The organism is Oricola sp. (assembly GCF_965230365.1).
GTDB lineage: Bacteria > Pseudomonadota > Alphaproteobacteria > Rhizobiales > Rhizobiaceae > Oricola.
On sequence record NZ_OZ246003.1, the window covers coordinates 2,631,668 to 2,644,982 of the forward strand.

At 60.2% G+C, this 13,315-nt stretch carries 13 protein-coding genes; 9 read left to right on the forward strand and 4 right to left on the reverse strand.

The genetic code is table 11. The features are described from left to right. Positions 1–3 precede the first annotated feature (3 nt). Genes ACO06R_RS12745 through ACO06R_RS12760 form a run of 4 tightly spaced genes read right to left on the reverse strand, consistent with a single transcriptional unit; the run spans position 4 to position 3,771 of the window. Positions 4–774 (reverse strand): SDR family NAD(P)-dependent oxidoreductase, encoded by a 771-nt coding sequence (locus ACO06R_RS12745; protein WP_421850361.1) that lies wholly within the window; start codon positions 772–774, stop codon positions 4–6. Beyond that, entirely contained in the window at positions 771–1,580 is an 810-nt protein-coding gene (locus tag ACO06R_RS12750; RefSeq protein ID WP_421850364.1) for a BtpA/SgcQ family protein, read from the reverse strand. Before ACO06R_RS12750 ends, ACO06R_RS12745 begins: the two co-directional genes overlap by 4 nt. Beyond that, the gene (locus ACO06R_RS12755; RefSeq protein ID WP_421850367.1) at positions 1,577–3,058 is read right to left on the reverse strand and encodes a xylulokinase; all 1,482 of its coding nucleotides are present in this window, start codon (positions 3,056–3,058) and stop codon (positions 1,577–1,579) included. Before ACO06R_RS12755 ends, ACO06R_RS12750 begins: the two co-directional genes overlap by 4 nt. Further along, a complete protein-coding gene (locus ACO06R_RS12760; RefSeq protein ID WP_421850370.1) occupies positions 3,055–3,771 on the reverse strand; it encodes a GntR family transcriptional regulator in 717 nt (238 codons plus the stop codon). The genes ACO06R_RS12755 and ACO06R_RS12760 overlap by 4 nt, the downstream gene beginning before the upstream one ends. A 455-nt stretch (positions 3,772–4,226) precedes the next feature. On the opposite strand from ACO06R_RS12760, the gene ACO06R_RS12765 reads away from it, so the two are divergent. The 9 genes from ACO06R_RS12765 (at position 4,227) to ACO06R_RS12805 (ending at position 13,250) form a co-directional block, all read left to right on the forward strand. Continuing rightward, entirely contained in the window at positions 4,227–5,048 is an 822-nt protein-coding gene (locus ACO06R_RS12765; RefSeq protein WP_421850373.1) for an IclR family transcriptional regulator, read from the forward strand. A gap of 12 nt (positions 5,049–5,060) precedes the next feature. Then, on the forward strand, positions 5,061–6,236 hold the full coding sequence (locus tag ACO06R_RS12770; RefSeq protein WP_421850376.1) for an acetyl-CoA acetyltransferase: 1,176 nt from the start codon (positions 5,061–5,063) through the stop codon (positions 6,234–6,236). Between the two features lie 26 nt (positions 6,237–6,262). After that, positions 6,263–7,798, forward strand: coding sequence for an acyl-CoA synthetase (locus ACO06R_RS12775; RefSeq protein ID WP_421859382.1), 1,536 nt, complete (start codon positions 6,263–6,265; stop codon positions 7,796–7,798). A 41-nt stretch (positions 7,799–7,839) separates the two neighbouring features. Further along, positions 7,840–8,628, forward strand: a complete 789-nt coding sequence (locus tag ACO06R_RS12780) for a DUF296 domain-containing protein (RefSeq protein ID WP_421850379.1) — start codon at positions 7,840–7,842, stop codon at positions 8,626–8,628. 44 nt (positions 8,629–8,672) lie between these two features. After that, the gene (locus tag ACO06R_RS12785; protein WP_421850382.1) at positions 8,673–9,695 is read left to right on the forward strand and encodes a TRAP transporter substrate-binding protein; all 1,023 of its coding nucleotides are present in this window, start codon (positions 8,673–8,675) and stop codon (positions 9,693–9,695) included. A gap of 45 nt (positions 9,696–9,740) precedes the next feature. Next, complete coding sequence (locus ACO06R_RS12790) at positions 9,741–10,277, forward strand: TRAP transporter small permease subunit (RefSeq protein WP_421850385.1); 537 nt, start codon at positions 9,741–9,743, stop codon at positions 10,275–10,277. Further along, positions 10,265–11,629, forward strand: coding sequence for a TRAP transporter large permease (locus tag ACO06R_RS12795; RefSeq protein ID WP_421850388.1), 1,365 nt, complete (start codon positions 10,265–10,267; stop codon positions 11,627–11,629). Before ACO06R_RS12790 ends, ACO06R_RS12795 begins: the two co-directional genes overlap by 13 nt. Beyond that, positions 11,626–12,399 carry an SDR family NAD(P)-dependent oxidoreductase gene (locus tag ACO06R_RS12800; RefSeq protein ID WP_421850392.1) on the forward strand — a complete coding sequence of 258 codons (774 nt, stop codon included), beginning with the start codon at positions 11,626–11,628 and terminating at the stop codon, positions 12,397–12,399. Before ACO06R_RS12795 ends, ACO06R_RS12800 begins: the two co-directional genes overlap by 4 nt. A gap of 92 nt (positions 12,400–12,491) precedes the next feature. After that, a complete protein-coding gene (locus ACO06R_RS12805) occupies positions 12,492–13,250 on the forward strand; it encodes an SDR family NAD(P)-dependent oxidoreductase (RefSeq protein ID WP_421850395.1) in 759 nt (252 codons plus the stop codon). Positions 13,251–13,315: the final 65 nt, after the last annotated feature.

The following is a 13,315-nucleotide window of genomic DNA, read 5'->3' on the forward strand; positions in this document are numbered from 1 at the left end:
TTCTCAAATTTTTCCGATTGGAGGGACGAGTTCGAATCCGCCCGTCACATTGATGGATTGACCGGTAATGAAGCTCGCCCGCTCAGACAGCAGAAAAGCGCAGAGTTCGGCGACGTCGTCCGGTCGCCCCAACCGGCCTGCAGGCGTTCTTGCCTCGGCCTTTTCCTTGAGCCGTTCGAACGCCGCACCCGGAAACGCCTTGCGTACCATGGGCGTGTCGATGATGCCCGGAAGCACGGCATTCGCGCGAAGCCCTTGCTCGGCGTAGCTTTGCGCCATGTTGTAGACCAGCGTGCAGACGCCCGCCTTGCCGGCGCCGTAAGCCGGGTTGGCACCACCGGCCAAAGCGGCAAGCGAGGAGATCAGCACGATTGAACGAGACGCGCGCGGCATTTCCAGCGCTGCGGAAATGAACGCCTTAGACACCCGAAAGGCAGCGGATAGATTGATATCGAGGAAACTATCCCACTCCGCTTCCGATTGTTCGTGGAAGAGAGAAACCGCCGACGCGCCGGCACAGTTCACGAGCCCGTCAAGCCGTCCTAATCGATCGACCGTCGCGGCAACGATTTGCTCCGCGGTACCATCTGCGGTCAGGTCGGCCCCGATCGTGAAACCATCGGCGCCGACAAGCGCCTCCAATTCGGAGCTGACGTCCAGGGCGGTAGCGCAGACGGACCAGCCATCGAGAAGCAGGCACCGGGCCACTTCGAGCCCGATGCCGCCGCCCGCCCCCGTCACGATCGCGACTTTTTTCTGTTCTTTCGCGCTCATGCGTAGACCGAATTGAATTCCTTCATCAGCGCCTCCGCACGCCACGGATCGACCTCGTTCAGCGTCTTGCCGTCGACCTTGATCGAGCTTCCGATAATGAAGCCGTCGGACACTTCTGCCATGGCCAAAATGTTGTCCTTGCTGACCCCGGTACCGACCATGACCGGCGTATCGGGCACAGCCTTGGCGGTATCCGCGATCTTCGTGAGATCGGCCTCCTTGGCAGCAGCCGGGCCGGAAACGCAGACACTGTCGGCGAGTCCAAGAAAGACCGCACCGGACGCCACTTGCGGTGTCGGGCGGTTGTCGAGCGTGATCGAGAAGCCCGGCGTTACGTTACAGATCAGTGCGATATTCTCGGCATCGAGCTCAGCGCGAAGACGCAGAGTGCGCGCACCATCGGGAACGACATGCCCGATATCACCGACATAAGAACCCGTCAGGAAGCAGCGAATGAACCCGCCACCAGTTGCATGCGCAATCGACAGCGAAGCGATGGGATCGATCAGCATATTGATGCCGAATGGGATATCTATTTCCGCTTGGCACTCCGCCACCAGATCGGTCATTGCAGCGATCGTTTCCGGCGCCATGACCGGAAGATATGGCATGTCGGATTCGTTGCAGTACATGATCGAATGGTAGCCATTGTCGATCAGTATCTTCGCTTCCTTCTTGGCCTGCGCGACCAATCGCTTCATGCCGCCCGAACGGTCGTAGAGTGGCGAGCCGGGTAAGGCCAGGGTGTGAACCATCCCGACAATGAACTTGTCCTGGCCGTACCTGTCCTTGAATAGCGTCTTCATTTTATGTTCCCCTGTTGCATAGCCCTCTCCTGCAATCCGCGCATCACGGGACGGAGTGCATCGGTGGATTGTTTGAATGCTTCGAAACGATTGTCGATCTCGGCGCGGCTGGCGGCAGACGGGCGATACCAGGTGCCGCCTTCCATCAACCTGCTGGAGATCGCGGCAAGCCTGTCAGCACTGTTGCCTGCCAGGCACGCCGCCCCAACGAGACCGCTTTCATTGTGTTTGGCGACAAAGACCGGGCGGTCGGCGACGTCGGCCTTGAGTTGGCAAAGAAGCGGGTTATTGGACAATCCGCCGGCAAAGCAGATGTGACGTGCCGGCGAACCGGCTGCCGCTTCCGCCCGCTCCAACACCACCCGGCTGAGGAAGTTGATCCCCTCGCAAACTGCGCGGACCAGATCACTGGTGCCCTGCGATTCATCGAGACCGATGAACGCTCCCCGCAGCGATTTGTCCCAGTAGGGCGTTCGCTCGCCTTCCAGGTAAGGCAGGAAAATCGGGGTCGGCCCGGTTTTTGGGACACTCTCGGCGACAACATCGATAATCGACCTTCCGGGCGCAAGTTTTTCGACCGCCCAGTTCAACCGTGTCGCAGCTCCCTGGCTGGGGCCGCCGATCTGCCAGAGCCCTGGCGCCCAACGTAACGTCAACAAGCCTTCGCAGAGTGAGCATTCCGTAGCGAGGATGCCCGAAACATCGCTGGTACCCGAGATGCAATAGGCTGTCTCGGCAACCATCGCGCCGCTGCCCAGCACGCTTCCCCAAGTATCTGTCGATCCGCAAATTACCGGTTTTCCCGCAAGTGCTGACAATCCCGGAATGTCCCGGCGAACACATCCGATTTCGTCAAACGGACTGCCGGCGGTCGGCAGGACGGTGTCGTCGAAACCAAGCGCCTGCTGGGACTTCGTATCTTTGGCAATCGCCTCGAAGAAGGAACGTGCCGCGTTCTGCGAAATCCGGTCGGATGCGATTTCGCCCGTCAGCCGGAAGTTGATGTAGTCCTTCGGCTCAAGGATCTTTTCGACCAAATTCCAGACATCCGGTGTCCGGGTACGCAGCCACAACAGCCGGGCAACGGGATGAAATGGACTCAATCCGTCATAGCGCTGGCCCAGATCATCCGACGCCTCGGAGAGATAATCTGCGAGCGCTCTTGTACCGCGAAAATCCTGGAAAGTTATGGCCGGGTGAACGGCATCTCCGTTTCGACCGACCGGAACCTGGGTACGGGTAAAGCCGCATCCGGCAATCGCTTCGACCGAGGCAAGATCAGCTCCCTGCCCCGCCAGCGACTGGCAACCCTCGACGAAGGCATCCCACCACTCGTTCGGGTCGACCTCGTAGGAGCCATCATGACCTTTCGGTATCCGCATCGGGGTGCGGACCATCTGCAGGATCTCGTTGCCGGCCGACACGACAGCGACGCGCAGACTGCTGCCGCCCAGATCATAAGCGAGAACGCGGGTCACTCTTGCTGCTCCGGGTTCGGAGATTCCTGCACAAAGCAATAACGATCCGAACGAATGAAATTGCGCGATATCTCGACAACCTGGCCGTCTTTGGCGCGCACGACCCGATGCGAAACGAATACCGCTGTGCCCGGCGCAATACCCATAAAGCCGGCCACCTGGTCGCTGGCGTTGACGCAGGTAAGCGTCTCCTTGACCGGCCCGAGAAACACACCGAAATCCGCTTCCAGGATCTTGTACAGCGAGCGACACTCGAACTCGCCCGGCGTGTAATCCGCCAGCTTTGTGTAAGGCAGGACCGAAGTCTGCAATACGCAGACTTCGCCCTGCATCAGGCGCAGCCGTCGTATCTCGACGACGCGCTCGTTTGGGGTCGTATCAAAAAGCGAGGATTCCGCGATGCTCTTTTCGCGAACTTCCGTCGATAGCAGCCTTGTTGAGGGGCGCGCACCCGACCTTTTGCCGTGGGAGATGAAGTCGGAATGGCTCGAGACGTTGCGCTGGTAACGGCCGTGCCGGAGGAATGTCCCCTGTCCCTGGTGCTGCTCCAGGAACCCTTCCTCCTCGAGGCTTTTGAGCGCCTTGCGGATGGTCGACCGGCTGACGGAGAACGCCTCTACAAGCGTGTTCTCAGAAGGCATCTGCGCGCCGGGCGAAAACCGCCCGTCACCGAATTCCTCTCTGATTTTCCGCGCAATCTCAGCGTACAGCATGAACGCTCCCCTCACATTTAAGGTAGGAAGTTGCAAAACAACATGTCAATCGACCGAGCATCTTCTTATGCCTGCAAAACCAACATGTTACGTTTTTTGCGTCGCACAACTTGTATGCGATTTGTCTGTTTTCCAATCTGTACCGTCTTGCTCTCGCCCGGGGATCTTGGCTGCCGCTGATCTTCGTCCGCGATTCCCTTGAGGAGAATGCTCGCGCCGTCTCGGGGCCGATTTCCAGGAGTTCTCAAACTGGCGGAGTAACGCATTTCCCCGAAGCCCGCGAGGCGCCCTTATCAGCCTTTATACCGTTCAAAGGATAGTCCGTATAACGGATCAACCTGACTCCCGATTCCGCAATAGGAACGCTCATTTGGCGATTGACAAATAAGGATTACGGCTTTTAGGCTTTCACTAACAACAATGCAGTCCGTTATGCGGACTAATGGGAGGGGAGATTGACGGCCGAGATTCGGTCCATTGCCGATCGCTCGGACGGTGCGCAGACGGTGAAGCGTGCGGCCGAGGTACTAAGCGTAATCGGCCGCCGGCAGGGTGTCCGCTTCTCTGACCTTGCGCGCGAAACCGGCTTGGCGAACCCGACGCTGCGACGGCTTCTCCTGTCGCTCATATCGGCCCGTCTCGTTTTCCATGACAAGGACAGCGCGTTGTACCGGCTCGGCTCCGAGGCCTATGTCCTCGGACAGTTGGCGCAGCCCGAGTTCGGTTTTCACGACCTCGCCCGCGACAGCCTGACGCGATTGGCGCAATTGTCCGGTGACACTGCCTTTCTGTCGGCGTTGGACGGCCTTTCGACCGTGTGCCTGCACCGCGAAGAAGGTCAGTATCCGATCCGCACGCATGTGCTGAATGTTGGTGACCGGCACCCATTGGGGATCGGTGCCGCGGCGCTGTCTATTCTGGGCGCACTACCCGAAACCGAGGCGGCAGAGATCCTTGCCGCCAATGCTGACATTATCCGCGATCTGCGCCCGGAAATCGATCTTTCGCAACTGCAGGCGTTGATGGGCCAGGCGCGCGCCACGGGCGTTGCATTGAATCCCGGTCTCGTGTTTCCGGGCTCATGGGCCATCGCCGCGCCGATCCGTTCACCAGATGGAGAGATACGAGGCGCGCTGACCATCGCGGCGATCGAGAGCCGCATGACCGAAATACGACAAGCAGAACTTTCGCAGCCGCTTTTGAACGAAGTCCGCCGCATCGAGAAGCTGCTGGCGCGCTTCGGATCGGACGGGCTTCGGCTCGGCGCTACCGGATAGGAGGAACACAAAATGGACAGAAAAGACGCGGTTATCGTCGGCTGGTCGCACAGCCCGTTCGGGAAGCTGGAAGCAGAAGATATCGAAGCCCTGATCGCAATGGTCGGGAGCGATGCACTCGACCATGCGGGCGTTGCGCCGCAGGATGTCGACTACGTGACAATCGGGGTTCTGAACTGTGGCTTCTCAAGACAGGGCTTCGAGGCCGGGCTGGTGTCTGTCGCGGTGCCCGGTTTGGAGCACACGCCGGCCATGCATGTGGAAAACGCATGTGCCACCGGCTCCGCCGCAATGTACAGCGCCATGGATGCCATCGAGGCCGGTCGCGCCCGTATTGCGCTGGTCATCGGCGCGGAAAAGATGACCGCAACCCCTACAGCCGAAGTTGGTGATATCCTGCTCTGTGGATCCTACCGCAAGGAGGAAGATCGCTTGCCCGCCGGCTTTGCCGGCATCTTCGGCCAGATCGCCGGCAGCTACTTCCAAAAGAACGGTGACCGATCCGAGGAAATGGCGATGATCGCTGCCAAGAACCATGCCAACGGCGCGGTCAATCCGCTCGCCCATATGCGCAAGGATGTCGGCTTTGATTTCTGCAACACAGTGTCCGACAAGAATCCGCGTGTGGCAGGGCCGCTGCGCCGCACCGATTGCTCGCTGGTCTCGGACGGCGCGGCGGCGCTGGTTGTCACCGACCGCGAGACGGCCGATGGGCTTGCCCGCGCGATTGCCTTTCGCGCGCGCGCCCACAAGAACGACGTTTTCCCGCTATCGCGCCGCGATATGACCGAGTTCGCTGGAGCACGTGCCGCATGGGACGCCGCCAAGACGACAGCCGGTGTCGCGCTCGACGATCTCGATTTCGTGGAGACCCATGACTGCTTCACCGTGGCCGAGATGATCGAATACGAAGCGATGGGTCTCACCCAGCCGGGCAAGGGCTGGACGGCTGCACGCGAAGGCCTCACTCGGAAGGACGGCAAGCTGCCGGTCAATCCGTCGGGTGGATTGAAAGCGAAAGGCCATCCGATTGGTGCGACCGGCGTGTCCATGCATGTCCTCGCCTCCATGCAATTGATGGGCGAAGCGGGTGATATGCAAATCGACAATGCAAAACTCGCCGGCGTCTTCAACATGGGCGGCGCCGCAGTTGCAAACTACTGCTCGATTTTGGAGCGCGTGAAGTGACAGTCGCGCCGTTCTCTACGCGTACGATGAACCTTGCGCATTTCGTCGAGCAACAGGCACGGCGACTGGCACGAAAGCCCGCATTTGTCTGGGGTGATCTGACCCTGAACTGGGCGACTTTCGATACCCGCATCAAGGCAATGGCAGCCGTGTTTGCGTCCCATGGGGTGACCAAGGGCGATCGGGTGTTGGTGCAGGCGCGCAACAGCAACCAGCTGTTTGAAAGCATGTTCGCGTGCTTCCGCCTGGGCGCTGTGTGGGTACCAGCGAATTTCCGTGGGACGCCGGATGACCTCGCCTGGATGGCCGAACTTTCTGGCGCGAAGCTGTTGCTATGCGATGCTGTTTTTCCGGAGCACGCAAAAATACCTGGTCCGAACGCGCGCCTCGCTATCGGCGAAGCGGACTTCGCTGCTGATGTCGACGCAATGATGAAGGATGCCGGCAACCCGCCGCCATTGGCTGCCGTTGACCGCGACGATCCGGCCTGGTTCTTCTTTACCTCCGGCACGACCGGTCGACCCAAAGCCTCCGTCCTGACCCACGGCCAGCTCGGTTTCGTTGTCAACAACCATCTATGCGATCTCGTGCCCGGCGTGACACATGAGGATGCCTCTCTTGTTGTCGCCCCACTCTCCCACGGCGCGGGCATGCATCAGTTGCTGATGGTTGCCCGTGGCGCACCGACAATCCTGACGACCGCGCCGAAGTTCGACACCGAGGAGATCTGGGAACTGGTCGAGCGCTGGCGGGTCACGAACATCTTTACCGTGCCGACCATCCTGAAAATGATCGTCGAGGCGCCGGCCGTCGAAAGGTTCGACCACAGCTCACTGCGATACGTGATCTATGCCGGCGCGCCAATGTACCGGACAGACCAGATCAAGGCGCTCGATACTCTGGGCTCGGTACTGGTTCAATACTTCGGCCTTGGCGAGGTAACGGGCAACATCACCGTGTTACCGGCGCATGAGCACTCCACTGGTGACGATTTTCGAATGGGGACTTGCGGATTTCCGCGCACCGGCATGCATGTGGAAATTCAGGATGATGACGGCCGCCCCTGCGCGCCGGGCAAAACCGGCGAGATCTGCGTTACCGGTCCGGCGGTCTTCGCCGGTTATTGGCAGAACCCGGAGGCAAACGCCAAGAGTTTCCGCGATGGCTTCTTTCGCACCGGCGACCTCGGACACATGGACGCCGAGGGATATGTATTCATCACTGGACGGGCGTCCGACATGTACATCTCCGGCGGCTCGAATATCTATCCGCGCGAGATTGAGGAAAAGATGCTGCTGCATCCTGCCGTTTCGGAGGTTGCAGTTTTTGGCCTGCCCGATCCAAAGTGGGGCGAGATCGGCGTCGCTGTTGTCTCATTGGCGTCCGGCGAAGCCGCGAACCCGGAGGAGATCGAGGTTTTCCTGCGCGAACGCATTGCCTCCTACAAGGTGCCGCGTCAGTTCCACGTCTGGGATGAAATCCCAAAATCGGGCTACGGAAAGATGGCCAAACGGCTTGTACGGGCGGAACTCGAGCGCCGTATGGCGAGTGGTGAGGCCTGATGCGCAACGTTACGCATCCAGGGCCGGTCGGCACAGAACGCATGGAATTGGCGGCCTGTCGAGGACGAGAGATCGAGGTTACGCTTGCATCAGGCATTCCACTTGAAGAGGCAGTCGCCAAAGCGTTGGCGCCGGAAGCGTTGGACAGCGCATGGCTGGAGATCGTCGACGCTCCGGTCGACAAGCTTGGCTATGTTATCCCGGCGCTCGCGACCGACGATCAACATGCGGCTTGGTACTCCAAGGCCTACGGCTTTGCCTCGGGCAGGATCAACCATTTGGGCCTCATTGTCGGACGCTACGCAGGCGCCCACTTCATGCACGGCCACGGATTGTGGACCGGAGATGGCGAGCCGCAGGCAATGGGCCATGTGCTGCCGCAGGAAACGGTGTTGTCCGAACCGGTCCATGTCAGAGGCGTCGGACTGATCGGTGCCGAGTTCGACCGGCTGCCCGACGCCGAAACAAACTTTGAACTGTTTCGAGTTCGCCAAACCGAGCCGCAGGCCGCTGACCATGCAGCAGTTCGCCTCTTACCCAATCAGGACTTCGCCACCGCGCTGGATAATGCAACATCCCAACTCGGATGGAACAACGCCCGGGTTTACGGGATAGGTAGTCTTATCGGTGCGCAGTTTGAAGATGGCAGCATGCTCGACAGCCTGCCGACGGAGTTCCTTGTCACCAGAGCCGTCAGCGGCCCCGGCGGTCAGGAACCAGACATCGCCATCGTCGGAATAGACGGCGGTGACATCATGTCCGGGCGGCTTTCGCGCGGGCAAAACGCCGTGCTCGTTACGGCAGAACTCGTCCTGGTCAAAATCCAATGACCGGCCAGGAAAAACTCGAAAGAAAAGTGAAAGGGGAGGAAATCATGACCAAACATCTACTCGGCGCGGCTGCGCTCTTTCTGACAGCCGGGGTCGCTTCGGCTGAGACTATCGATATGCAATCGATCTACCCCAACTCGCTGCCGCTTCTGGGCGAAGCTGGCGCGGAACTGGGCGAGCGCGTCGGCCGGCTTTCCGGCGGAACGCTGGACATCAAATTCCACAACCCCGGCGAACTGGTTTCCGGTGGTGAGATCTGGGACGCTGTATCGACCGGCGCGATCCCCGCAGGCTGGTACTCGCCGGGCTTTGCCGAAAGCGTAATTCCCGCCGCTCCGCTGTTTACCGCGTTCCCCTTCGGCCCGGATGCCGCCGAGTATACCGCTTGGTGGTACAATGGCGGTGGTGCTGAATTGTGGGCGGAAATCTCGGCCCCCTTCAACATCCACTCCGAGCTTTGCACAATCCTCGCGCCGGAAGCATCCGGCTGGTTCAACAAGCCGATAAACTCGCCTGCCGATCTTGCCGGCCTGAAAATGAGAATCTTCGGTCTCGGCGCTTCGGTGATGGAGAAACTTGGTGCACAGGCGCAGTCGCTGCCCGTCGCCGACACGATGACCGCACTGAACCTCGGCACGATTGACGCCGCCGAACTGAGCTTCCCGGCAATCGACCAAGCGATCGGCATGCAAGAGCACGCCAACCACTACTACTTCCCAGGATGGCACCAGCAGAGTTCCCTCATCGTTTTCATAATGAACAAGGACGCCTGGGACGGACTTGAAGACAGCCACAAGGCTGCGATCCAGGAAACCTGCGCCGCCAACGTCGCACGCAGCGTCGCGAAGGGCGAGACGATTCAGATGGGCCCGCTCGCCGAACTGGAGGCCCAGGGGGTCGAAATCCACCGCTGGTCCGATGAGATGCTCTCTGCCTTCAGCACAGCTTGGGACGAAGTCGTTGCAGAGCGTTCGGAAGCCGACGCCGACTTCAAACGCGTCTGGGAGCATATCTCGGCATTTCGAACGGAATACGCTCGTTGGGCAGCCGTCGGCTACATCGACTGATATCAAGAAAGGGGTTGGGAGCTTCCTCTCCCTACCCTACTTCCTATGCTCAAACTTGCTGCTATCCTCGACCGTATCTGTGTCTGGGCCGCTCGGTTCGCCGGGATACTGCTGCTCGTCCTCACGGCGGTCATAATCTATGACGTGATCGGGAGGCGGTTCTTCAACACTGGCTCCGTGGCGCTGCAGGAACTTGAGTGGCATCTGCACGGCGCCATCGCGGTTCTGGGCTTCGGCTATGCCTACACCCGCGACGGACATGTGCGGATCGACATATTCCACCAGAACTTCTCAAACGCGTTCAAGATGAAGCTCGAAATCGCCGGCGTGATCCTGTTGATCACCCCGTTCCTGCTCATCGTCTTCTGGTACGGTTTCGACTTCACCCACCGATCGTTCATTCGCGGCGAGGGCTCGTCGGGCGGTCTCGGCCTGGATAACCGCTGGATTATTAAGTCTGCCGTCCCCGTTTCCGTCCTGCTTGCGCTCGCCGGCGCTTGGTCTGTGGCTTTGCGCGCTATCGCCGTGCTCAGGGGCGTACGTGAAACGGCCTTCAACGAGGGCGAATTGTGGAAATCCTGATCGAGATCTTGCCGGCGCTGATGTTCCTGGCGCTGATTCTCGGGCTGTTTACTGGCCTGCCAGTTCCCGTGGTGCTGGGCGGTGTAACCGTGGTTTTCGGCGCGATAGCTGTCGGGCTGAGTGAGATGCGCCTGATCCAGGCATCGCTGTTGCCTAACCGAATATTTGGTGGCTCCATCGAAAATCCGGTCCTCGTCGCCGCGCCGATGTTCATCTTCATGGGAGTCCTGCTTGAGAAGAGCCGCATTGCCGAAGACCTGCTGATCACCCTGCAAAAACTTTTGCGCGTGGTGCCCGGTGGCTTGGCCCTTGCGGTCACCCTGATGGGCACGATCCTGGCTGCCGCGACAGGCATAATCGGCGCTTCGGTAGTCATGCTTACGGTCCTTGCAATTCCGACGATGCTGAAACGCGGTTACTCACCGGAATTGGCCACCGGAACGGTCGCGTCGGCGGGTACGCTTGGCATCCTGATCCCACCGTCGGTCATGCTCGTGTTTATGGGCGACATTCTCACAATCAACCTCGCCAAGTTGTTCGTCGCAGCATTGATCCCGGGCCTCGTGCTCGCGGGCGTATACATGCTCTATATCCTCGTCTCGTCGGCGTTGCGGCCTGAACGAGCGCCCGCGGCACCACCTTTGTCAGAAGAAGAGAAAGCCGGGCTGTGGCGGGAGGCTGCGGTCTCCTTCGCCCTGCCTTTCACACTCGTTGTTGCTGTGCTCGGCTCGATCCTTGGCGGCTTCGCAACGCCAACCGAGGCCGCGGGCGTCGGCGCATTCGCCGCGCTGCTGCTTGGCGCGCTGCGCCGGCGGCTTAATCTTACCGTGCTGGGCGAAGCAATGGATGGCTCAATCCGCACGCTGGCGATGCTATTTTTTATTTTCGTTACAGCCACAGGCTTCGCCTACGTGTTCCGGATCATCGGCGGCGAGCAGTTCATTGTGGAAGCCGCGCGCAGCCTCGACATGGGTGATTGGGGTATTCTCGCCATGTTGATGTTGATGGTATTCGCGCTCGGCTTCTTCTTCGACTGGGTTGAAATCACGCTGATCATGTTGCCGATCGTCGCGCCTATCGTGCAGCTCATGGATCTCGGTGACCATGTGGCGCGCGCCGACCTGATTTACTGGTTCGCTGTTCTGATGGCGGTCAACCTGCAGACCTCGTTCCTGACGCCGCCTTTCGGCTTCGCGCTGTTCTTCTTGAAGGGTGCTGCAGGCAATCTTGTGACGATTACGCAGATTTATCGGGGCATAGTTCCTTTCGTAATCCTGCAGCTCATGGTGCTCGCTTTGCTTGTCTGGCAACCTTGGCTGGTGCTCTGGCTACCTGATCAGGTGCTGCGATGAAACGGCTCGAAGGCAAACGCGCCGCGATCGTCGGTGCCGGCTCTGTCAGCGATAACATCGGCAACGGTCGCGCGATCTCAATTCTGTTCGCCAGGGAGGGCGCGCGCGTGCTTGCCGCCGACCGCGATCTTGCCGCTGCTCAAAACACCGTAAACCGCATCACAGACGCCGGCGGGCTGGCAGAGGCGGTGCAGATGGATGCGACCGACCCGGGCGCGGCCGATGCCTTGGTCGCGCAAGCCGCCAGCCGGTGGGGCGGGCTCGACATCCTCGTCCATGTCGTCGGCATGAGCCTGCCCGGCGGGGTGACCGAGACCGCGCCAGAGGACTGGGACCGTGTCTTCGATGTCAATCTGAGAAGTGCCTATCTCGCAGCCCGATCAGCGGTGCCAGCCATGGCGGCGCTAGGCGGCGGATCACTGGTCTTCGTCTCTTCGCTCGTCTCGGTCTGGTCGGGCCCTTACTCCTATGCCGCATATGAAGCCTCGAAGGCAGGACTCAACCGGCTGGCCCGATCACTTGCGCGCGCCCATGCCTCAGACGGTATTCGCTCCAATGTGGTGATGCCGGGCATGATCGATACACCGCATGTGCGCGCCTATATCAGTGATTCCCAGTCAACGAGTGACGAGGCGCGCGCGGCCGCCGTACCGATGAAGCGGCAAGGCACACCATGGGAAATCGCCGAGGCATCGCTGTTTCTCGCGTCGGATGCCGCCAGTTACATCACCGGCGCATGTTTGCCGGTCGACGGAGGGCTGAGTGCCTGACTCTAAACCGACGGGGTCGCAGCGAAGTGAGCCTGCCAGCCACGATGCTCTGAGCCTGCCCAGTCACTCGGTCAAATATCGGAGGAACCACCGTGGAAAAGAAACTGGCGCTGATCACTGGCGCTGCGCGCGGTATCGGATTGTCGACCTCAGCCTTGTTCGCTGAACAGGGGTGGGACGTGGCAATGGTAGACCGCGATGTAGAAGCGCTCAGAGGGGCTGTCTCCAACGTCATAGGCGCTCTCGCTTGTGAACACGACATCTCGATTCCCGATCAGGTCGATGAAATGGTCGCGATGGTGACCGACAGGTTCGGTCGCATCGATGCGGTCATCAACAATGCCGGCGTCGCCGATTTTGGACCGATTGAGGAAACCACTTTCGCGCGCTGGCGCGAGGTCTTCGCGACCAACGTCGACGGCATGTTCCTTGTAAGTCAGGCGACGACCCCGGCACTGCGCCAAACGCGTGGGTCGTTTGTCAACATCGCATCGATTTCCGGATTGAGGGCCAGCACGCTCCGCTTTGCTTACGGAACCTCGAAGGCGGCCGTAATCCAACTGACCCGGCAACAGGCCGCCGAACTCGGCGAGTATGGCATCCGTGCCAACTGCGTTTGCCCCGGCCCGGTGCGCACCAAGCTTGCAATGGCCGTTCACTCACCGGAGATCATCGCAGCCTATCATGACGCCATCCCTCTCAACCGCTACGGGACCGAGCGCGAGATCGCCGAAATGATCTGCTTTCTCGGCTCCGACCGGGCGAGCTATGTTACCGGCCAGGTGATAGCCGCTGATGGTGGGTTTGAAAGCACGGGCGTCGGGTTGCCAGCGCTGCGCGACAATCGTTGAATCGCCGACTTCCACAGAGACCACATGCACCGCTCCAAGGTTTTGGGGCGGTGCATTGTCCTGAT